Below are 21519 nucleotides of genomic sequence, written 5' to 3' on the forward strand. Positions count from 1 at the left end.
AACAGATAACAGGTTATGGTAACTCATCGTCAGCGCTACCGTGAAAAAGTCTCCCAGATGGTCAGTTGGGGGCACTGGTTTGCACTGTTCAATATTCTGCTTTCGCTCGTCATTGGCAGCCGTTACCTGTTTATCGCCGACTGGCCGACAACGCTTGCGGGTCGTATTTATTCCTACGTAAGCATTATCGGCCATTTCAGCTTCCTGGTGTTCGCCACCTACTTGCTGATCCTCTTCCCGCTGACCTTTATCGTCGGCTCCCAGAGGCTGATGAGGTTTTTGTCCGTCATTCTGGCAACGGCGGGAATGACGCTATTACTGATCGATAGCGAAGTCTTTACTCGTTTCCATCTCCATCTTAATCCCATCGTCTGGCAACTGGTTATCAACCCAGACGAAAATGAGATGGCGCGCGACTGGCAGCTGATGTTCATCAGCGTGCCGGTTATTTTATTGCTTGAACTGGTGTTTGCGACGTGGAGCTGGCAAAAGCTGCGCAGCCTGACGCGTCGTCGGCGCTTCGCGCGCCCGCTGGCCGCATTCTTATTTATCGCCTTTATCGCCTCGCATGTGGTGTATATCTGGGCCGATGCCAACTTCTATCGCCCGATCACCATGCAGCGCGCTAACCTGCCGCTTTCGTACCCGATGACGGCGCGACGTTTTCTTGAGAAGCATGGTCTGCTTGATGCGCAGGAGTATCAACGCCGTCTTATTGAGCAAGGTAATCCAGACGCCGTTTCCGTTCAGTATCCGTTAAGCGAACTGCGCTATCGCGATATGGGCACCGGGCAGAATGTGCTGTTGATTACTGTCGATGGCCTGAACTACTCACGCTTCGAGAAGCAGATGCCTGCACTGGCAGGTTTTGCTGAGCAAAATATTTCGTTCACGCGCCATATGAGCTCCGGCAACACTACAGACAACGGCATCTTTGGCCTGTTCTATGGCATCTCGCCGAGCTATATGGACGGCATTCTGTCGACCCGTACCCCTGCGGCGTTAATTACTGCGCTTAATCAGCAAGGCTATCAGCTGGGGTTATTCTCGTCAGATGGCTTTACCAGCCCGCTGTATCGCCAGGCATTGTTGTCAGATTTCTCGATGCCGAGCGTACGCACCCAATCTGACGATCAGACCGCCACGCAGTGGATCAACTGGCTGGGCCGCTACGCACAAGAAGATAACCGCTGGTTCTCGTGGGTTTCTTTCAATGGCACTAACATTGACGACAGCAATCAGCAGGCATTTGCACGGAAATATAGCCGCGCGGCAGGTAATGTCGATGACCAGATTAACCGCGTGCTTGATGCGCTGAAAGCGTCCGGCAAGCTGGACAATACGGTGGTGATTATTACTGCCGGTCGGGGTATTCCGCTGAGCGAAGAGGAAGAAACCTTTGACTGGTCCCACGGTCATCTTCAGGTGCCGTTAGTGATTCACTGGCCAGGCACACCGGCACAGCGAATTAATACCCTGACCGACCATACCGATCTGATGACCACGCTGATGCAACGTCTGCTACACGTCAGCACACCGGCGAGCGAATATTCGCAAGGTCAGGATTTGTTCAACCCTGAGCGCCGTCATTACTGGGTTACAGCTGCGGATAACGATACGCTGGCAATTACCACCCCGAAAATGACGCTGGTATTGAACAATAACGGTAAATACCGCACTTACAACTTACGTGGCGAAAGAGTGAAAGACGAAAAACCACAGTTAAGTTTGTTATTGCAAGTGCTGACAGACGAGAAGCGTTTCATCGCTAACTGATTAATTATAAATCAGTTAGCAAAATATCTTACTTGCAATCGTTGTGGAAAACGGTAGTATAAGCAGCCACGAGTCGGCACGTAGCGCAGCCTGGTAGCGCACCGTCATGGGGTGTCGGGGGTCGGAGGTTCAAATCCTCTCGTGCCGACCAAAAATCCCAAGAAAACCAACCTTTACGGTTGGTTTTTTTATATCCATAGCATTGTCTTGCTACCCTCACTTGCAGTTTTACTACATGCCCATACATAAAATGGGGTAACATTCACGCGCCTGGTAGCGTTACCAACGCTACGCTCAAACATAATGATTCTAATAAAACCTCAGGAGACTACTATGCCTGAAGCAACGCCTTTTCAGGTGATGATTGTGGATGATCATCCACTTATGCGACGCGGTGTTCGTCAGTTACTGGAGCTTGATCCTGGTTTTGAAGTGGTCGCCGAAGCAGGCGACGGCGCTAGTGCTATCGATCTGGCTAATCGACTGGATATCGACGTTATCTTGCTGGATCTCAATATGAAAGGTATGAGTGGCCTGGATACCCTCAATGCCTTGCGCAGGGATGGCGTTACCGCGCAAATTATTATCCTGACCGTATCAGATGCCTCCAGCGATATCTTTGCACTGATAGACGCAGGCGCAGACGGCTATCTGCTAAAAGACAGCGACCCGGAAGTATTACTGGAAGCAATTCGCGCCGGAGCAAAAGGCAGCAAAGTCTTTAGCGAACGCGTCAATCAGTACTTACGCGAGCGTGAAATGTTCGGTGCGGAAGAAGATCCCTTCAGCGTGCTAACGGAGCGTGAGCTGGATGTTCTGCACGAACTGGCGCAAGGGCTGTCGAATAAGCAAATTGCCTCGGTGTTGAATATTTCTGAACAGACGGTAAAAGTGCACATTCGCAATCTGCTGCGTAAACTCAATGTCCGCTCACGCGTGGCGGCCACCATTCTGTTCCTGCAACAACGCGGGACACAATAAAAAAATAGCCCGATGGATTTATCATCGGGCTGAGATTGATGACAAACACAAAACTGCCTGATGCGCTATGCTTATCAGGCCTACGCAGATCGAGCAATGTATTGAATTTGCACGATTTTGTAGGCCGGATAAGGCGCTCACGCCGCATCCGGCATAAACATAGCGCACGTTGTCATCCGCCTGGCTCCAATGGCGTCACCATCGGGCTTCTTCTTATTTACTCTCCTGCGGCGACAAATGTTGCATCGCCTGCGCGATACTGCGCTCAATCACCGCACGGCGAGTATCGTTGGCAGGCAAGAGTTTCAACATCATCTCCCACGCAGCAACGGCTTCGCCAAATCGCTGCTGCTCAAAGGCATTAAACGCATACATGCTCAGCACGCGAATATTGCTATGGTCGCTTCTCACCAGTTGACGCAACAACTCGCCGCCCAGGCGGTTATCGTTAGGGTCAGAAGAACGCGTTAACGCCTCCGCGTAACCCAGCGCAGCATCGCTGTTTTTCGGATCGAGGCGATACGCTGTGGCATATGCATCAGTCGCGATACTGGCGTTACCCAGCGCCATCCCAACGCGCCCCAACATAATCCAGCCTTCAATATCTCCTGGATTTTTTTGCAGTTGAGTACGCATCCCCAGCGCAAGACGTGACATCTCTTCTTCGTTGAGCGGATCGGCTTTCGGATCCAGCGCCCTGTCCAGCAATGCCGGAGCTTGCGCTGTGGCCTGCTGCCAGATTTTCACCTGCTGATAATTGCCCGTCTGGTAGTAGCTGACGCCAGCCACAATTAACGCCACCACAATACCCGGCAGATAAACAACATATCCGGCACGCTTACCTTCCGGCACGCTTTGTTCAGGAAACGCTTCCGGCACCACGCGTACCCGACGCCGCGAACGGGCGTAAATGACCCAACCGCCAATGCCAATAGCCACTACTGGCAGCACCCACAGCAGCACGGTCAGCGGCGTTAACGGCGGATCGTAAGTGACGAAGTTGCCGTAACGCGCCACCATATAATCGACAATCTCTTTTTTACTTTTACCTTCCTGCATCAGTTCATACACTTTCTGACGCAGGTCGGTGGCAATCATCGAGTTGGAATCGGCAATGCTGTTGTTCTGGCATTTCGGACAGCGCAGTTCTTCCGTGAGCTGGCGGAACTGCTGTTCCTGTGCTTCATCCTTAAACTGCAACACGTCGATGGTTGCCAGCGCCGAGCCGGAGATCATCAGCATCAGCACGCCCAATAAAAACCTCATTGTGCGGCCTCCTTACTGTATTTCTCCCACAGCGGCTTGATCTCTTCTTCCCAGACGCGAGGATTGAGATCGCCCGCATGGCGATAGCGAATGATGCCGTTGCCATCGATGAGGAACGTTTCTGGCGCGCCATACACGCCAAGATCCAGCCCTAACATGCCGTCGCCATCAAACAGGCTTAGCGCGTAAGGATTGCCCAGTTCTTTCAGCCAGCTAATCGCTTTCTGCCTGTCGTCTTTATAGTTCATACCCACCACGCGGATGCCCTGCGCAGAAAGCTGATTCAGATATTGATGTTCCGCACGGCAGGTCGGGCACCAGGTCGCCCAGACGTTGAGCAGCACCGGTTTGCCCTGGGTCAGCACGTCCGCCTGATAAAACTGACCGGGATTATCCAGTGATTCGAGGCGAAACGTCGGCACCGGCTTGCCAATGAGCGCCGATTCCAGATTGGTCGGATCATCCCCTTCGGCATTACGCGCCAACTGCCACAGCAAGGCTGCGGCAATCGCCAGGAAGATAATCAAAGGAATTAACAATACTTTGCGCTTCATACAGCCTCCGGCGCAGTTTTTTGCGGGTTCACGCGCTTGCGATAGCGAGGATCAAACAGGCATAACAGCCCGCCCAACGCCATCATCAGCCCGCCCGCCCAGATCCAGCGAACAAACGGTTTGTAGTAAAGACGAACTGCCCACGCGCCGTTTTCCAGCTCTTCGCCAAGTGCTGCGTACAGGTCACGGGTAATACCGCCGTCAATTGCCGCTTCAGTCATCATCGAACCAGCGGTGTTGTAATAACGTTTTTCCGCATACAGCACCGTTTCCGGTTTGCCGTCACGCGTCACGCCGATAGTCGCCACACCGCCGCGCCAGTTTGGGCCAGTAACCTCTTTTACATCACGGAAGGTGAAGCGATATTCATGAATATCGACGCTATCGCCGGACTTCATGCGCACATCACGCTCAACGCTATAATTCTGGCTAAAGGCAATGCCAACAATTGTCACTGCCAGCCCCAGGTGAGCCGCCACCATCCCCCAATAACTGAAGGTGGTTTTCGTGCCGCGTGAAATACGCAGCGCAGCTTCCGCAATTGCCAGCACCGCAATCCAGCAGGCCATTGCCAGGCCGAGCACCGTCATCGCCACAACTTTGCTTTCGAACAGCCACGGCAACAGCAGAGACAGCACCACCGTAGAGATGAAGGCGATAATCAATAAATTGCGGATTTTACGTGGGCGATCGCGCCCCCAGCGCACCAGAGGGCCAACACCTAGCAGCAGCGCAAACGGCACCATCAGCCAGGTAAACATGGTGTTGAAGAACGGTTCGCCAATCGAAATACTGCCCAGTCCCAGTTGCTTGTGCACCAGCGGCAGCAGCGTCCCCAGCAACACCACCAGCATCGCGGCGACCAGCAAAACGTTGTTCGCTAACAACAGAGATTCCCGCGACCACAGCGCATTGTTTACGCGTGAGCGAACTTTGTGTCCACGCGCGGCAAACAGCAGCAGTGAACCACCAATCACCAGCACCATAAAGGCGAGGATAAACATACCGCGCGCCGGATCAGACGCAAACGCGTGTACCGATACCAGCACGCCGGAACGCACGAGGAAAGTCCCCAGCAGACACAGCGAGAAGGCACTGATTGCCAGAAGTAATGTCCACGCTTTGAAGCTGGCGCGTTGTTCAGTGACCGCCAGCGAGTGCATCAACGCAGTGCCAACCAGCCACGGCATAAACGAGGCGTTTTCAACCGGATCCCAGAACCACCAGCCGCCCCAGCCGAGTTCGTAATAGGCCCATGCGGAACCGAGCACAATGCCGAGCGTCAGGAAGATCCACGCCGCCAGCGTCCACGGGCGGGTAAAACGTGCGTAGGTGCTGTCCAGACGCCCACTCAGCAAAGAAGCAATGGCAAAAGCAAACGCCACCGAGAAGCCGACGTACCCCATATAAAGCAGAGGCGGATGGAAGATTAGCCCCGGATCCTGCAACAGCGGGTTAAGATCGCGACCTTCAATCGGGAAGTTCGGCAACGTGCGTGAGAACGGGTTAGAGGTAAAGAGAATGAACAGCAAAAAGCCGACACTGACCATCCCCATTATCGCCAGTACACGGGCCACAATATCCAGCGGAATACGCTGACTAAAAATCGCTACCGCAAAGGTCCAGCCGCTCATCAGCAGCACCCACAGCAGTAGCGAGCCTTCATGCGCGCCCCAGGTAGCCGCCACGCGATACCACACCGGAAGCTGGGTATTGGAGTTGCTGGCAACATAGGTGACGGTAAAGTCGTTGACCACGAAAGCATTGACCAGCACCAGAAATGCGCCAGCTACAGACATAAACAGCAGCCAGGCAAACAAGCGGGAAGACGCCATCATGCGCGCGTCCCCGCGCGCCACGCCCCATAGCGGATACACGGACAGCAGCAGCGCAATCCCTAGCGCCAGGCACAGCAGTCCGTTACCAATTTCCGGCATCATGATGCTGGGCCCTTATAAACACTCGCCGGGCGACGGTGGTTAGCTTCCATCGCTTTCTCAACTTCTGGCGGCGTATAGTTTTCATCGTGTTTCGCCAGCACTTCTTTCGCGAGGATATGATTGCCTTTTTCCAGTTCGCCCTGCACCACAACGCCCTGCCCTTCACGGAACAGATCCGGCAAAATGCCTTCGTAAGAGACATCGACCGAACCTTCAGCGTCGTAAATGGTGAACGTTACTTTCAGCGAATTGGGATCGCGCTGCACGCTACCCGGCATCACCATTCCACCGACGCGCAGGCGCTGACCGACTTCCGGCATCTGCTGAGTTTCACGCTTGCCATAGAGAATCTCCCCCGGCGTATAGAAAAGGTCGATATTCGAGCGCAGCGCATACAGCCCCAGACCAATCGTCAGCGCCAGCCCCGCCAGCACAGCACAGGCAATCCACAACCGATTTTTACGGCGAATATTCATGCAGCCTCCTGCTGTTGCGCAGCACGTAAACGCGCCTCACGCGCCCGCTGTTGCGCCACGCCACGCAGAATTGCGCGATGCTGCATCACCGAGTGCACGACCAAAACCACCAGCGGAATAACGGTCATCACCACCGCCAGCCAGACAAAAAAGGCGTAACCGCCCATTGCGAAAAATTCATTCCAGGAAGCAAATGCAGGGGTCATTTACGGCCTCTTTTCAGTATCAGTTCACTCACCCACGGACGGCGTTTTTCCATCAGCAAAATCAAATTACGCATCCGCATCAGCGTCAGCGTGGCGGACAGCAGCAGGAAGCCAAAAATCGACCAGCGTAGCGGCGAACGCATCGCCGGATCGATACTTTGCTGCATCCGCGTTGATCCCTGATGCAGGGTGTTCCACCACTCCACGGAGTAATGAATAATCGGCAGATTCACCACGCCAATCAGCACCAGAATACCTGCCGCACGGCCTGCCAGACGGCGGTCGTCGAAGGCGTGCCACAGGGCAATCACACCCACATACAGAAACAGCAGCACCAGTTCAGAAGTCAGGCGTGCGTCCCATACCCACCAGGTGCCCCACATCGGTTTCCCCCACGCGGAACCGGTGACCAGGGCAATAAAGGTAAACACGGCACCAATGGGCGCCATCGCCGCCACCGCCAGGTTGGCCATTTTCATCTGCCAGACAAGGCCGATAAACGCCGCCACCGCCATTGAGGCATAAATGCCCATCGACCAGATCGCCGCAGGTACATGCAGATAGATAATGCGGTAGCTATTTCCCTGCTGATAATCAGCGGGGGCAAAGCCGAATCCCCAGATCCAGCCGACGGTAAGCACAACCACACTGGCGATTGCCAGCCACGGTATAAACCAGCCACAGATTTGGTACAGCCGTGGTGGGATCGCCAGTTGATGCAGTGTTTTCCACATAGTTTCGATACCAGACTTGAACAAAAATCAGTAATTCAGCGTTATTGAATGCTGATTCGTAACGCTGCCGCCGTCGCAAAAGGGCTTAATGTCGCGGTGCCTGCCAGCAACGCACCTAAAATTGCCAGATACCCGTCAACGGGCAAATGCATGGAAGCCGCGTCCATCGCGGCGGTGGCAAAAATGAGTAATGGGATAGTCAGCGGTAACACCAGTATGCTCAATAGCACACCACCGCGCTTAAGTCCCACCGTCAGCGCCACGCCCGGTGCGCCGAGAAAGCCAAGCGTAGGGGTTCCCAGCAGCAGCGTCAGCGCCATCACTTGCCAGCCATAAACGTCCATTCCCAGTAGCAATGCCACCAGAGGCGAGAGGATGAGTAACGGCAGACCGGTTACCATCCAGTGCGCCATCACCTTCGCCAGCACAACGGCGGGCAAGGGTAACGGCAACAACATCAATTGTTCAAGACTGCCGTCCTGCAAATCGTCACGGAACAGCCGCTCCAGCGCCAGCAGTGAAGAAAGCAGCGCCGCAACCCAGATAATTCCCGGTGCAATGCGCGCCAGCAGCTGCGGCTCCGGGCCAATACTGAGCGGAAAAAGGGTAATAACAATCAGGAAGAACCACAGCGGATTAGCGATTTCGGCGCTATGGCGAAACGCCACGCGCAGCTCAAGACGGAAAATGCGCCAGAACATCATGCGCCCCTCGTTTGCATCAGCGAAATGCGGCGGATTTTACTTTCAGCAACGTTGAGCGGCTGGTGGGTAGTCAGAATCACAATCCCCCCCTGCTCCGTATGCTGCGCCATTCGCTGGGTCAGACGATCGACGCCGTTAACGTCAATCGCGGTAAAAGGTTCGTCGAGGATCCACAGCGTGGCACGGGTCAGCCACAGACGCGCCAGCGCCACGCGGCGTTGTTGCCCGGCAGAGAGTTGATTAACGGGAATATCTTCGAATCCGGCAAGCCCGGCCTGCGCCAGGGCTTTCAGACATTGTGCGGTATCGCCATCGCGATGATAAAAGTGCAGATTTTCTAACGCCGTCAGCCGGGTTTTGATCCCCGGCTGATGGCCTATCCATAACAGATTTTGATGGTAGCTGTCGCGTACCTGATGCAAGGGCTGCCCTTGCCAGAGAACGTCACCCGCATCAGGGCGAGACAATCCCGTCAGCAAACGGAGAAGCGTTGTCTTCCCCGCACCGTTGCTGCCGGTAATTTGTACCCACTCTCCTGCATTCAGCGTAAACGACAAACCACTAAATAATGTTCGTTCATCCCGCTCGCAAAGTAATTCTCTGGCTTCAAGCATACCCACGCAATAACCCTGTTAAAAACCTGTCTCGACTTCGCGCATATCGGGCAGCTTGTGCGCTATCCCTTTATGGCAATCAATACAGGTTTGCCCATCTTTCACCGCCTGGTCGTGCATCTTAGCGGCAACAGATTTCTGGGCGGTTGTATCCATATACTCGAAGTTGTGACAGTTACGGCACTCCTGCGAGTTATTGTCCTTCATGCGCCGCCACTCATTCTGTGCCATCGTCAGGCGATGAGCTTCAAATTTCTGCGGCGTGTCAATAACGCCAAAAATTTTACCATACAGCTCTTTACTTGCTTTGAGCTTGCGTATCATCTTTGGCACAAACTCGTGCGGAACGTGACAATCCGGGCAGGTCGCACGCACGCCGCTACGGTTGTTGTAGTGCACGGAATCCATGTATTCCTGATACACCGTGTTGCGCATTTCGTGGCAGCTAATGCAGAACTCTTCGGTATTGGCTTTTTCCATCCCGGTGTTAAAGCCACCCCAGAAGACGATGCCGCCAACAAAGCCGATCAACAGCAGCGTACCCAGCGCCAGACGGCTGGGGGTACGCCACCATTTCCACAGGCGCTTAATCAGACCAGGCTTACGGTCAGAATTTCCCATAATAACCTCTTATTTCCCGTAACCTTTTGACGGGGTAAAGGTATTCCCCACGATTGGCGCGGTATCGGCCTGCGGCACGTGACATTGCAGACAGAAGTAACGACGCGGAGCCACTTCTGCGCCCACTTTGCCGTCGCTGTCCATAAAGTGAGTAGGACTGATGCGCGGCGCGCCTGTGGTGCGATAGCTTTCAACACCGTGGCACTGCAAGCAGCGGTTGGTATTGGTCGTTACCTGATAACCTTCAACGCTATGCGGGATCATTGGCGGTTGATTCACATAGTTCAGCGGCATTCGTTCCTGCTCTTTTGGCATCCGAATGGCCCCTTCCTGCGTCCCGGATACTTCCGGCGACTGGCTAAAATCGACGCCATTAGCCGCCCAAACCGCGCCGCTCACCACCAGGGCCAGCATCGCCGTCCATTGACACAGCGCCTTCTTCAGGTCATGGCTTTTCATGATTTCGCTCCCGAACTCCATCGTGTAGTTATTGTAAATACATCCTCAGAACAGACATCCACGCAGCGACCGCACGTCATGCAATCGCGGCTGGTGACCTGCACCGGGCTTTGTTCATCCAGCACCGGGGCACGTAGCACATGCGGTTCCGGGCAAACATGAAAACAATCCATACAGCGGTTACATTTCTGCCGATCGGTGGCCGCAACGGTAATCACACCTTTGCTACCCAGCACGCCATACAGCGCGCCAACCGGACAAATGTGCCCGCACCAGCCGTGTTCAACGACCAGTAGATCAAATAAAAACAGTGCGAGAATAAGCAGCGCGCCGCTGCCGAATCCCATTACCAGGCTACGCCCCATCAGGGAAACGGGGTTGATCCATTCCCAGATGAGCGTGCCGGTTAAGGCCGATCCCACCAGGATCACGGCCAACAGCACGTACCGAATGTGGCGCGGGATGGTCGCAGACTGATTGAGCTCAAAGCGCCTGCGTAACCAGTTCGCTAAGTCGGTAATTGGGTTCAGCGGGCAGACCCAGCTACAAAATAATCGCTTTCCTGCCAGGGCGTAGAGCACGGTGATAATTACCGCACCGGTCAACGCCACCGTGGCAGGCAGATGACCGCTGGCAAGACTTTGCAGCGTCATCAGCGGATCGGTCAGCGGAACGGTGTCGAATAACAGGCTACTGCTGTAGTTGCCGTGCAAGATCCACACACCAAACCACGGACCGCTCAAAAACATCCCCAGCACGAAGAACTGACAAAGGCGACGTAACACCAGCCAACGGTGGCTGCGCCACCAGCCTTTTTTCTCCAGCGCCTCGCGCCCGGCGTCACGTTTACGATTTGCCATTGTTCCCCTCCAGCCAGCCGAAGCGGTAATGGTGACCTAACTCCCCTTTCGCCAGTGACAGCGGTAACACCTTGATTGCCGGTTGTTCCAGCACGCACACTTTTTCGCACTTACCGCAACCGGTACAGGCGTCGCTGTGAACCGTCGGCAGAAAGCGGGCGTGCTTACCGGTACGCGTGTTGCGCTCCAGCTCCAGGGTGATGGCCTCATCAATTTTCGGGCATTCGCGATAACAAACATCGCAGCGCAGCCCCTGAAAGTTGAGACAGTTTTCCTGGTCCACCAGCACCGCCAGCCCCATCCGCGCGTCGTCGATCGATTCGATCTCACGATCCAGCGCACCGCTCGGGCACACTTTGGCGCACGGAATGTCCTCACACATTTCGCAAGGAATATCCCGTGCGACAAAATATGGCGTGCCCGCCGACAGGCCAGAAGCCAGCGTCGCCAGTTTTAAGGTGTCATAAGGGCAAGCCTGAACACACTGACCGCAACGCACACAGGCACTGGCAAAGGCGTTCTCGTTTATGGCTCCGGGCGGGCGCAACCGCACGCCAGATGCGCGTGCGGTTTGCTGTTGTAACCCCAGCGCCACACCCACGGCAGCCAGCCCGCCTGCTGTGCGAACAACATCGCGCAGAAAGCGGCGGCGACCATTTTGAGGTTTCGCTGACCGGGACATAATGGCTTACACCTTCTCCAGTTTGACCGCGCACTTCTTGAAGTCCGTCTCTTTCGAGAGCGGATCGGTCGCATCCAGCGTCAGTTTGTTTACCAGCTGTGCGGCGTCGAAGAACGGCATATACACCAGCCCCTGCGGCGGACGGTTACGACCGCGCGTTTCGACAATCGAGATCACTTCGCCACGGCGAGAAACCACTTTCACTTTGTCGCCGCGACGCAGATCGCGCGCTTTCGCATCCAGCGGGTGAATAAACAGTACCGCTTCCGGGAAGGCGCGGTGCAGTTCTGGTACACGGCGCGTCATACTGCCGGTGTGCCAGTGCTCCAGTACGCGTCCGGTAGAGAGCCACAGGTCGTACTCTTCATCCGGTGCTTCCGCCGCCGGTTCGAACGGCAGTGCGAAGATCACCGCTTTGCCATCTGGTTTACCGTAGAACTTATAGCCTTCGCCCGCTTTCACGTACGGGTCGTTACCTTCGCTGTAACGCCACTGAGTTTCTTTACCGTTCACTACCGGCCAGCGCAGACCGCGCGCTTTATGGTAGTCATCGAACGGCGCCAGATCGTGACCGTGACCGCGACCAAACCATGCGTACTCTTCGAACAGCCCTTTTTGCAGATAGAAGCCCAGCTCGCGGGATTCATCGTTCAGTTGATCTTCCGCCAGTTCAGATACCGGGAATTTGCTCACTTCCGGGGTGGCATACAGCACTTCGTACAGCGTTTTGCCGCGCAGTTCCGGTTTCTTCGCCAGCAGCTCTTCCGGCCATACTTCTTCTGTTTTGAAGCGGCGGGAGAACTGGACTAACTGCCAGAGATCCGATTTCGCTTCGCCCGGTGCCTGTACCTGCTGACGCCAGAACTGAGTACGGCGTTCGGCATTACCGTAAGCGCCCTCTTTTTCTACCCACATTGCGGTCGGCAGGATCAAGTCGGCGGCCAGCGCACTGACTGTCGGATACGGATCGGAGACGATGATGAAGTTGCGCGGATCGCGCCAGCCCGGCATACGCTCTTCATTAATGTTCGGCCCGGCCTGCATGTTGTTGGTACACATGGTCCAGTAAACATTCAGCTTGCCGTCTTTCAGCGCACGGTCTTGTGCCACCGCGTGCAGACCGATTTTCGCCGGAATGGTGCCGCTCGGGATATTCCACTTCTTCTCGCAGATATCACGGTGTTTCTCGTTAGTCACCACCATGTCCGCAGGCAGACGGTGAGCAAAGGTGCCCACTTCACGCGCAGTACCACACGCAGAAGGCTGCCCGGTCAGGGAGAACGGACCGCAACCCGGCTGGGAAATTTTGCCGGTCAGCAGGTGCAGGTTGTAGACCAGGTTGTTGGCCCACACGCCACGGGTATGCTGGTTGAAACCCATCGTCCAGTAGGAGATGACTTTCTTGTTCGGATCGGCATACAGCTGCGCCAGTTGTTCTAACTGATCTTTCGGCACGCCGGTCATTTCGGCGGTTTTTTCCAGCGTATATTCGGCAACGAAGGCTTTGTAATCTTCAAAGCTCATTGGTTCGGAAGCGTCGGAGCCCGGATTCTTCGCTGCTTTTTCCAGCGGATGGGTCGGACGTAAACCGTAGCCGATGTCCGTCGCCCCTTTGCGCAGGTTGACGTGTTTGCTGAAGAAGTCCTGATTTATCGCATTGTTTTGAATGATATAGTTGGCGATATAGTTAAGGATCACCAGGTCAGACTGTGGCGTAAAGATGATGCCGTTATCCGCCAGCTCGAAGCTACGATGCTGGTAGGTAGAAAGCACCGCCACGGTGACGTTCTGGTTAGAGAGACGACGGTTAGTGATGCGCGACCAGAGGATCGGGTGCATCTCCGCCATGTTTGCGCCCCACAGCACAAACGCGTCAGCCTGCTCGATGTCGTCATAGCAGCCCATCGGCTCATCCATACCAAAGGTACGCATAAAGCCAACTACTGCCGACGCCATACAGTGACGCGCGTTCGGGTCGATGTTGTTCGAACGGAAACCCGCTTTAAACAGCTTGGAGGCGGCATAACCTTCCCAGATAGTCCACTGACCAGAACCGAACATACCGATCGATTCCGGCCCTTTTTCTTTCAGGACGGTTTTGAATTTCTCTTCCATCACATCGAAAGCCTGATCCCAGGTGATTGGGGTAAATTCGCCTTCTTTGTCATATTTACCGTTTTTCATACGCAGCAGCGGCTGCGTCAAACGGTCTTTACCGTACATGATTTTGGGCAGGAAATAGCCCTTAATGCAGTTCAGGCCACGGTTAACCGGTGCGTCTGGGTCGCCCTGACAGGCCACCACACGCCCCTGCTGCGTTCCGACCAGAACGCCGCAACCAGTACCGCAGAAACGGCACGGCGCTTTATCCCATTTAATGGCTTCCTGCTGACCAACAACGGCGCGGGCAACGCCCGGCACGCTGAGACCGGCAGCCGCCGCAGCGGCCGCAACGGCGTTAGCTTTCATAAAGCTACGACGACTGAGTTTCATGGTGTTTCCTCACCTTGCTCTTCCTGCTGGTGATAAACCAGCGACACCGCCAGCACGCCCTCTACGTTGCGTACTGACTCAATGGTTTGGATCAGCGTTTCGCTGTCTTCTGCTTCCACCACCACAATCAACTGACCGCTCGGCGCGTCGCTGACAGCAACTTCACAGCCGGGAAAGGCGTTCAGTTGGGTGCTGATGTCTGAAATTCGTTCGCTTTTGGCCTGCACGACCAGGCTGCAAACTTGCCAGTTAGTGTGCATGGAGATACTCCGCAGTTATGGCTGATACCGGACAGCTGGCTGCACATGCTCCACATCCGTTGCAAAGTTGGCTATTAAGTTGCGGCTGGTAGATCCCGGAGAGCGTCGGGCGAAAGATAATTGCCATTGGCTCGCAGCTATCCTGACAGCGGCGGCATTCAACTGTTTGATACGCCAGGCACGCCTCCCCGATGGTGAACAGCAAATCCCAGGCCCTGGTGTGGCGCGGAGAAAATAGCGATTCGGGGCAAGCCTGCGCGCAGGCGTAACAGAAGCTGCACTCGTTATTTTTGAAATTAACGCTCGGATAACCACCTGCGCCGCGTTCAAGAATGTTGTTTTCACAAGCATTAATACAGGCGTCGCAGCGGGTGCAATGGGTCAGAAAATGAGATTCATCACCGGACCAGGGCGGACGGATACCGTTACTGGCTTTGCGCCAGCGACCAGTGAGTATGCCCCGACGGGATGCATCAATCTTCACATTGACCTTCCATCATTAACGCGCTCTGAAAACTGAGAGCGACCAAATAAACCGCATAATTAATAAGCCATTTTTATAGCCGCTAAGATATTAAAGGATGTGTCAAAGATGCATACCCCGATCGAGGTAAAACCTGTAGCAGGATCAAAAGAGTGGCGGGAAGCGTGGCAAAAACGGGCTTTTGCTCACATTTCAAATGGTTATAAACATATTTATATAGCGATTAATTCACCAGAGATATTTCTGCTGGTTTGTTCTCTCATCAGAATTTAACACTAAAAGAGCAGGTGAAATTGTCTGAATGTTCTTTAAGTTATTCATAAAGCAAATTAATAAATCTGATGAATATGTTAACCTTCAGCGACATCATCGGTGAAAACCTATAAATGAAGAAGGAAAGCAAAAAAATGAAGACCATTCTACCTGCAGTATTGTTTGCCGCTTTCGCTACCACTTCCGCCTGGGCGGCAGAGAGTGTCCAGCCACTGGAGAAAGTAGCGCCTTATCCACAAGCTGAAAAAGGCATGAAGCGTCAGGTGATTCAGTTAACTCCGCAAGAAGATGAATCTACCCTGAAAGTAGAACTGTTGATCGGTCAGACGCTGGAAGTCGATTGCAACCTGCATCGTCTCGGCGGGAAGCTGGAAAGTAAAACGCTGGAAGGCTGGGGCTATGATTATTATGTCTTTGATAAAGTTAGCTCGCCGGTTTCGACGATGATGGCCTGCCCGGATGGCAAGAAAGAGAAGAAATTTGTCACCGCGTATCTGGGCGATGCTGGAATGCTGCGTTACAACAGCAAGCTGCCGATCGTGGTGTATACGCCAGACAACGTGGATGTGAAGTACCGGGTCTGGAAGGCGGAAGAGAAAATTGACAACGCGGTAGTTCGCTAAACTGCTGTGAGGTGCTGCACTCCGTATGTCGGATAAGGTGGTCACGCCGCATCCGACATATGGCGCACGAGCCGGTTGCCTGATGCGACGCTGACGCGTCTTATCAGGCCTACGCCGCTGTGAAGTGCCGCACTCCGTAGGTCGGATAAGGCGGTTACGCCGCATCCGACACTCAATGCCGGATGTGGCACATCATTACAATGCAATATCCGCCACTTCTTTTTGAACGGGTTGCGGTTTCAACTGCGGTTTCGGCGTACTATCTGCCGCCTGCGGCTTGTCGTATTTCAGCCCCAGCACTTCGCTGGTGTACTGCAACTCGCGTTCTGTTGCTGCCACATCACCGTTCAGCTTGCGTCCATAAGACGGAACGATCGCTTTCAACGTGGCCTGCCATTGCGGGCTGGAAACACGATCACCAAACACTTTTTCCAGCAGATTCAACATAATCGGCGCGGCAGTTGACGCCCCCGGAGATGCCCCCAGCAGCGCGGCAATGGTTCCTTGCTGGTCGCTGACCACTTCTGTCCCCAAACGCAGTACACCGCCTTTATCGGCATCGCGTTTGATAATCTGCACACGCTGTCCTGCTTGCCACAAACGCCAGTCCTCTTTTTTCGCTTGCGGATAGTACTCTTTCAACGCTTCAAAACGATCCTCTTCACTCAACATCACCTGACTTACCAGATATTTCACCAGATCGAAATTATCCAGCCCGACGTGCATCATCGGCATCACGTTGGAAGTGGTGGTGGAACTCATCAGATCCCACAGTGAACCGTTTTTGAGGAATTTGGTTGAGAAGGTGGCAAATGGCCCAAACAGCACTACGCGTTTACCGTCCAGCACACGGGTATCGATATGCGGAACCGACATCGGTGGTGCGCCAACGGAGGCTTTCCCATAGACCTTCGCCAGATGATGGTTAACCACGTCCGGGTTTTCCGAAACAAGGAACTGCCCACCTACCGGGAAACCGGCGTAGTCTTTCGCTTCCGGAATACCGGATTCCTGTAACAGCTTCAGCGCCGCACCGCCCGCGCCGATAAAGACAAATTTCGCGCGGATGTTCTGTGCTGTGCCGTTTTTCAGATCGGCAACGGTGACGGTCCAGGTGTTATCGTCATTACGTTTGAGAGCGCGGACTTCACTGCTGAGTTGCAGCGAGAAGTTAGACTTCTTCTGCAAGGAAGCTATTAACTGGCGGGTGATCTCGCCGTAGTTCACATCAGTGCCGATTTCTGTACGTGTAGCCGCCACTTTCTGCTGTGGAGCGCGCCCTTCCATCACTAACGGTGCCCACTCTTTGATCTGCGCGTGATCTTCAGAGTAACGCATACCGCGAAACAGCGAACTTTGTTGCAACGCGGCGTAACGGGCGCGTAGGAAATTGACGTTATCCTCGCCCCAGACAAAGCTCATATGCGGAACGGTATTGATAAATGAACGCGGAGTACGCAGCACGCCGCGCTCAACCTGGTGCGCCCAGAACTGGCGGGAAATCTGAAATGCTTCGTTAATGGCGACTGCTTTTTCAATACTGATGCTGCCATCGGCGTTTTGCGGGGTGTAGTTCAGTTCCATCAGTGCAGAATGCCCGGTTCCGGCGTTGTTCCAGCCGTTCGAACTCTCCTGCGCAACCCCCTCCAGGCGCTCTACCATGGTCATCGACCACTCTGGCTCCAGCTCGCGTAAATAAGTCCCCAATGTGGCGCTCATAATGCCGCCGCCAATCAACAGTACATCAGTTTCCTGCTCCTCGGACGCTTTCGCTTTTGCCGCCATCGAAACGGCATTAAGCCCCACGGCCATCGAGAAGAGCATGGCAGTCACTTTTTTCATCTTGTTAATGCCTTACTTTTAGTCGCTTTATTGCAGGTGAGATTTGCGCGGCATCAACGGTAACACTTAAGTAACAACATTTAAATAATGTTTATAAATTATATTCTAATTTTAGAAACATTGTAATTTCGTTGATTAATTATAGGGTTATTGGAAATGAAGGGATTTTTAGAATATTTACCTGGCGGCAGAAATCCGCCAGGTCAGCGTCAAAATATTATGCCGTCCGGGCAACGGCATCACGCGAAGCAGCATCGCGCTCTTCGCCAGTCAGCTCGCTAAGTTGCCCGTTGCGCATCTCCAGCAGGCGGTCGGCGTGGATAAAGTAATGGTCATCATGGCTGATGGCGAAAATAGTTTTCCCCATCTCCTGCATCAGCGGCAGCAGCACCTGATAAAACTCACGGCGGAAGTGTGGGTCCTGATCCGCCGCCCATTCATCCAGCAGGATAATATCGCGTTCTTCTGCCAGCGCCAGCAACAGAGCCACGCGTTTTTTCTGCCCTTTTGATAACTTCAGGTTAACAATACGCCCGTTACTTAACTCCAGCTTATGCGCCATTTTCAGCTGCGCCAGCCACTTCTCAACCAGTTGCGGATTAGCGGGTTTCCCCTCCGGCCCCAGCAGTTGATCAAACAGCCAGACATCGGTAAACACGGCGGAAAACAACTTGCGATAATCCTCCGGTTTTTCGCCGCTGATGGGTTTACCATCCAGCAAAATTTCACCGCTTTGCGGCTGATACAACCCCGTCAGCAACATCGCCAGCGTCGATTTTCCACTACCGTTGCCACCAATCAGAAACAACAGTTCGCCACGTTTAATGGTGAGGTTGAGTGGGCCAACGGAAAACGCGTTGTCCTGATAACTAAACGTCACGTTACGTAGCTCCAGCGTTTGCCAGTCAGGAAACGCCTGCGGGCATGGAAACTCCGCTTTGAAAGGCGCGAGTGCGAATTTGTTCAGCTTGTTAAACGCCACCTGCGCCGTCAGCAGCGTCGGCAATGCGCCAACCGCAGAAAGCAGCGGCGTACGCAGGAATAACAACGTCAACGAATAGGTCGCGGCAACGTTGGTATCAGCCCAACCGAGACTGTTCGCCATCCAGAACACCAGACCGATTGCGCCCAGCATCATGATGTTCGACCAGTTCACGGCACTAAGATGGAAGGTGTCTGCGCGAATAATATGATGGCGATACTCTTGCGCATCAGGAATGTAGAGGTTGTTAAACACATACTCGGCGCGTTCCCGGTTCAGAGTCAGCTCTTTGCGCCCTTCGAGTACAGTTTGAAAATCCGTGTACAGCTTGTCTTCGGTTTCACGCAGGGTCGCCATATGTTTGTACACCCGCGCCACCAGTACAAAACCACCCCAGATGGTGACTGCCATCCAGATAGCCGTTACCAGCAACATTTTGCCCGACAGCATCCACAGATACGCCGCTGAACCGATAGTGAGAATGATCCCCTGCACCAGTTCCGGCAGACGCACAAAAGCAATGGTGATATTGCGCACATCGCTGGTTAATCCCGCCAGCAATGAGGCGCTTCCGAGTTGTTCGATACGCTCAACGTGGGTATCCAGAATCCGCTTGATAAATTCGCTACGCAGTCGGTAAACGAAGTGATGACCCAGGGTAGTAAGAGCCAGTTGCGATCCCAGCGTCACTGCCATCAACAGCAGCAATAACCCCAGAAACTCCGGCAACACCAGCAGACTGGTATCCGCCGTTTCGATAAGGCGCTGATTGATAAAAGCAATTAAGCCAATGCCTAATGCCGCACTGGCGAGGCTTAGCGCCATCACACTAATAAATGGCCAGCGATACTGCCGCCAGACAAGTACAAGAAGTTCCATGCAGAAAACCCGGACAATGAATTACAGCCCGCAGTTTAAACATCTTCGCGCGCACAGCAATAATAATTCTTATTTTTATTCTTTTTTACCTGCCTGACGAAAAGTCAGGTTGTAGCGGCAGTCGGCGGTGAGTGGATGAAACCCCGCTTTCAGCGGTTGAACGCCATGATAAAACAGCCGCGACTCACCGCCCCAAACCACCACGTCGCCATGCTCCAGCAACAGTCGTTTTAGCGGATCATTACGTTTCAGGCCACCAAATTGAAAAATCGCGGGTAAGCCCAGAGAAACAGAAACAATCGGCGCGCGCAGATCCGGTTCGTCTTTATCCTGATGCAGCGACAGTTTCGCGCCAGGGGCGTAGCGGTTGATCAGGCAAGCGTCAGGCTGGAAATCTGGATAGCCCGCCGCCGTGGCTGCACGCTGACATAAATCATGAAAACTTTGCGGCATCACAGGCCACGGATTATTTGTTTGCGGATCAATGGGCGAATAGAGATAACCCTGCCGATTGGTGGTCCAGCCCAGACGCCCGCAGTTGGTCATCGCCACCGACATGGTATATCCGCCGGGGGTGACCATCTGGCGAAACGGCGACTGGCGGGCGACATTGCTGATTCCCTGCATCAGTTGCTCCGCAGCATTAAAGGCAAAACGCCGCAGGATCACCGCGCCAGGTGCCAGGGGTTCTTGCCACGGTTCAGCATCAGCAAACAGATCCAACATTATTTCTCCTCGTTTTCAGCTTCACGGCGTAGCAACTGTGCTTTACGCGAAACACCCCAGCGGTAACCAGAAAGTGTGCCATCACCACGTACCACCCGATGACAAGGTATAACGATCGCTAACTTATTGGCGGCGCAGGCACTTGCCACGGCACGTACCGCTTTCGGTTTGCCGATGGTGTTTGCCAGTTGCTGATAACTCACAGTTTCACCGCAAGGAATGGTACGCAGCACCTGCCAGACTTGCTGCTGAAAAGCGGTGCCGCGAATATCCAGCGGCAACGTCAGCGGCGTATCTCGCTGGTTAAGGCTGGCGATCACTTCACGCACATGTTGCTGAAACGTCGGGTCAGCGGGTGCGTTGTCGGCAGCGGGAAACATCTGCCGCAGTTCACTGATTAATGTCGCGTCATCATCACCCAGTAATATCGCGCAAATCCCCCGCTCGCTTTCTGCCACCAGGCAACGACCCAGCTCACAATCAGCCAGCGCATAACGCACAGCCAGGCTTTCGCCACCGTGACGAAACTGTTTAGCCGTCATGCCCAGCGTTTCATCGGCTTTACGGTAGTAACTGCTGCCGTCGGGGAATCCGGCATTGAGAATTGCCTGGGTCACGCTCTCCCCTTTCACTAACGATTCCCGCAATCGGCGAGCGCGCCAGGCCTGCTGCCAGGCTTTCGGCGTCATTCCGGTAGTCGCTTTAAACAACCGATGCAGATGGAACGGACTCATCGCCACCTGGTCGGCTAAGGCTTCCAGCGTTACAGGCGTTTCCTGTTCCAGCAGTCGGCAGGCGTGGGTAATTTTATCAAGGCGATGTTGTTGGGGATTGGCTTTGTCTGGCTGACAACGTTTGCAGGGGCGAAAGCCAGCGGCAAGCGCCTCGCTGGCATCGGCATAGAAAGAAACGTTTTCCCGCAGGGCGTGTTTAGCCCGGCAAGACGGACGGCAAAAGATGCCTGTGGTGCGCACGGCGAAAACGAATTCGCCGTCGGCATTCGGGTCGCGGGCTAAGACAGATTGCCAGCGTTGATCGTCAGTTAAGCATATGGCGTTTTTCATAATCAGCTCCCTGGTTAAGG

23 protein-coding genes and 1 tRNA gene are annotated in these 21519 nt (G+C 54.2%); 5 read left to right on the top strand and 19 right to left on the bottom strand.

Features of this window, described 5'->3' with window-relative positions; all coding sequences use genetic code 11:
- Positions 1–15: 15 nt before the first annotated feature.
- The 3 genes from yejM to narP all read left to right on the top strand — a co-directional run bounded on the left by yejM (position 16) and on the right by narP (position 2757).
- On the top strand, positions 16–1776 hold the full coding sequence (gene yejM, locus WES_RS07260) for an LPS biosynthesis-modulating metalloenzyme YejM (protein ID WP_016158637.1): 1761 nt from the start codon (positions 16–18) through the stop codon (positions 1774–1776).
- Positions 1777–1850: 74 nt separating this feature from the next.
- Positions 1851–1927, top strand: a tRNA-Pro gene (locus tag WES_RS07255).
- A 182-nt stretch (positions 1928–2109) separates the two neighbouring features.
- The gene (narP, locus tag WES_RS07250) at positions 2110–2757 is read left to right on the top strand and encodes a nitrate/nitrite response regulator protein NarP (RefSeq protein ID WP_010350424.1); all 648 of its coding nucleotides are present in this window, start codon (positions 2110–2112) and stop codon (positions 2755–2757) included.
- 213 nt (positions 2758–2970) lie between these two features.
- On the opposite strand, the gene ccmH is transcribed toward narP, so the two are convergent.
- The 15 genes from ccmH to napF are packed head-to-tail and all read right to left on the bottom strand — an operon-like array spanning position 2971 to position 15110.
- A complete protein-coding gene (ccmH, locus tag WES_RS07245) occupies positions 2971–4023 on the bottom strand; it encodes a cytochrome c-type biogenesis thiol:disulfide oxidoreductase CcmH (RefSeq protein ID WP_016158638.1) in 1053 nt (350 codons plus the stop codon).
- Positions 4020–4577 carry a thiol:disulfide interchange protein DsbE gene (gene dsbE, locus WES_RS07240; protein WP_000824453.1) on the bottom strand — a complete coding sequence of 186 codons (558 nt, stop codon included), beginning with the start codon at positions 4575–4577 and terminating at the stop codon, positions 4020–4022. The genes ccmH and dsbE overlap by 4 nt, the downstream gene beginning before the upstream one ends.
- Entirely contained in the window at positions 4574–6517 is a 1944-nt protein-coding gene (ccmF, locus tag WES_RS07235; RefSeq protein WP_016158639.1) for a cytochrome c-type biogenesis heme lyase CcmF, read from the bottom strand. Before ccmF ends, dsbE begins: the two co-directional genes overlap by 4 nt.
- Positions 6514–6993: a cytochrome c maturation protein CcmE gene (ccmE, locus tag WES_RS07230; RefSeq protein ID WP_016158640.1), complete on the bottom strand. Its 480-nt coding sequence runs from the start codon at positions 6991–6993 to the stop codon at positions 6514–6516. Before ccmE ends, ccmF begins: the two co-directional genes overlap by 4 nt.
- Positions 6990–7199, bottom strand: coding sequence for a heme exporter protein CcmD (ccmD, locus tag WES_RS07225; protein WP_000186540.1), 210 nt, complete (start codon positions 7197–7199; stop codon positions 6990–6992). Before ccmD ends, ccmE begins: the two co-directional genes overlap by 4 nt.
- Positions 7196–7933: a heme exporter protein CcmC gene (gene ccmC, locus WES_RS07220; RefSeq protein ID WP_001295447.1), complete on the bottom strand. Its 738-nt coding sequence runs from the start codon at positions 7931–7933 to the stop codon at positions 7196–7198. The genes ccmD and ccmC overlap by 4 nt, the downstream gene beginning before the upstream one ends.
- A gap of 41 nt (positions 7934–7974) precedes the next feature.
- Positions 7975–8637, bottom strand: a complete 663-nt coding sequence (ccmB, locus tag WES_RS07215; RefSeq protein ID WP_000971724.1) for a heme exporter protein CcmB — start codon at positions 8635–8637, stop codon at positions 7975–7977.
- Entirely contained in the window at positions 8634–9257 is a 624-nt protein-coding gene (ccmA, locus tag WES_RS07210; protein WP_077637338.1) for a cytochrome c biogenesis heme-transporting ATPase CcmA, read from the bottom strand. The genes ccmB and ccmA overlap by 4 nt, the downstream gene beginning before the upstream one ends.
- 12 nt (positions 9258–9269) lie before the next feature.
- On the bottom strand, positions 9270–9872 hold the full coding sequence (gene napC / locus WES_RS07205; RefSeq protein WP_000528377.1) for a cytochrome c-type protein NapC: 603 nt from the start codon (positions 9870–9872) through the stop codon (positions 9270–9272).
- Positions 9873–9881: 9 nt separating this feature from the next.
- Positions 9882–10331 carry a nitrate reductase cytochrome c-type subunit gene (gene napB, locus WES_RS07200; protein WP_000835177.1) on the bottom strand — a complete coding sequence of 150 codons (450 nt, stop codon included), beginning with the start codon at positions 10329–10331 and terminating at the stop codon, positions 9882–9884.
- Positions 10328–11191 carry a quinol dehydrogenase ferredoxin subunit NapH gene (napH, locus tag WES_RS07195; RefSeq protein WP_016158642.1) on the bottom strand — a complete coding sequence of 288 codons (864 nt, stop codon included), beginning with the start codon at positions 11189–11191 and terminating at the stop codon, positions 10328–10330. The genes napB and napH overlap by 4 nt, the downstream gene beginning before the upstream one ends.
- A complete protein-coding gene (gene napG / locus WES_RS07190) occupies positions 11178–11873 on the bottom strand; it encodes a ferredoxin-type protein NapG (RefSeq protein ID WP_000091291.1) in 696 nt (231 codons plus the stop codon). The genes napH and napG overlap by 14 nt, the downstream gene beginning before the upstream one ends.
- 6 nt (positions 11874–11879) lie before the next feature.
- Complete coding sequence (gene napA, locus WES_RS07185; RefSeq protein WP_016235243.1) at positions 11880–14366, bottom strand: periplasmic nitrate reductase subunit alpha; 2487 nt, start codon at positions 14364–14366, stop codon at positions 11880–11882.
- Entirely contained in the window at positions 14363–14626 is a 264-nt protein-coding gene (gene napD, locus WES_RS07180) for a chaperone NapD (RefSeq protein WP_000557378.1), read from the bottom strand. The genes napA and napD overlap by 4 nt, the downstream gene beginning before the upstream one ends.
- The gene (gene napF / locus WES_RS07175; RefSeq protein WP_016158645.1) at positions 14616–15110 is read right to left on the bottom strand and encodes a ferredoxin-type protein NapF; all 495 of its coding nucleotides are present in this window, start codon (positions 15108–15110) and stop codon (positions 14616–14618) included. The genes napD and napF overlap by 11 nt, the downstream gene beginning before the upstream one ends.
- Positions 15111–15218: 108 nt before the next feature.
- Here napF and WES_RS24680 point away from each other — a divergent pair, with 108 nt between their 5' ends.
- Positions 15219–15383, top strand: a complete 165-nt coding sequence (locus WES_RS24680) for a hypothetical protein (RefSeq protein WP_016158646.1) — start codon at positions 15219–15221, stop codon at positions 15381–15383.
- 113 nt (positions 15384–15496) lie between these two features.
- On the top strand, positions 15497–16006 hold the full coding sequence (gene eco / locus WES_RS07165) for a serine protease inhibitor ecotin (protein ID WP_258286476.1): 510 nt from the start codon (positions 15497–15499) through the stop codon (positions 16004–16006).
- A 195-nt stretch (positions 16007–16201) separates the two neighbouring features.
- Here eco and mqo read toward each other — a convergent pair whose 3' ends face one another.
- The 4 genes from mqo to ada form a co-directional block, all read right to left on the bottom strand.
- A complete protein-coding gene (gene mqo, locus WES_RS07160; RefSeq protein WP_000758044.1) occupies positions 16202–17848 on the bottom strand; it encodes a malate dehydrogenase (quinone) in 1647 nt (548 codons plus the stop codon).
- A gap of 217 nt (positions 17849–18065) precedes the next feature.
- Positions 18066–19709, bottom strand: coding sequence for a microcin J25 efflux ABC transporter YojI (yojI, locus tag WES_RS07155; RefSeq protein ID WP_016158647.1), 1644 nt, complete (start codon positions 19707–19709; stop codon positions 18066–18068).
- A 75-nt stretch (positions 19710–19784) separates the two neighbouring features.
- On the bottom strand, positions 19785–20435 hold the full coding sequence (gene alkB / locus WES_RS07150; RefSeq protein WP_016158648.1) for a DNA oxidative demethylase AlkB: 651 nt from the start codon (positions 20433–20435) through the stop codon (positions 19785–19787).
- Positions 20435–21499 carry a bifunctional DNA-binding transcriptional regulator/O6-methylguanine-DNA methyltransferase Ada gene (ada, locus tag WES_RS07145; protein WP_016158649.1) on the bottom strand — a complete coding sequence of 355 codons (1065 nt, stop codon included), beginning with the start codon at positions 21497–21499 and terminating at the stop codon, positions 20435–20437. The genes alkB and ada overlap by 1 nt, the downstream gene beginning before the upstream one ends.
- Between the last annotated feature and the right edge of the window lie 20 nt (positions 21500–21519).

This window comes from Escherichia sp. KTE31, assembly GCF_000407925.1.
Taxonomy (GTDB): Bacteria; Pseudomonadota; Gammaproteobacteria; order Enterobacterales; family Enterobacteriaceae; genus Escherichia; species Escherichia ruysiae.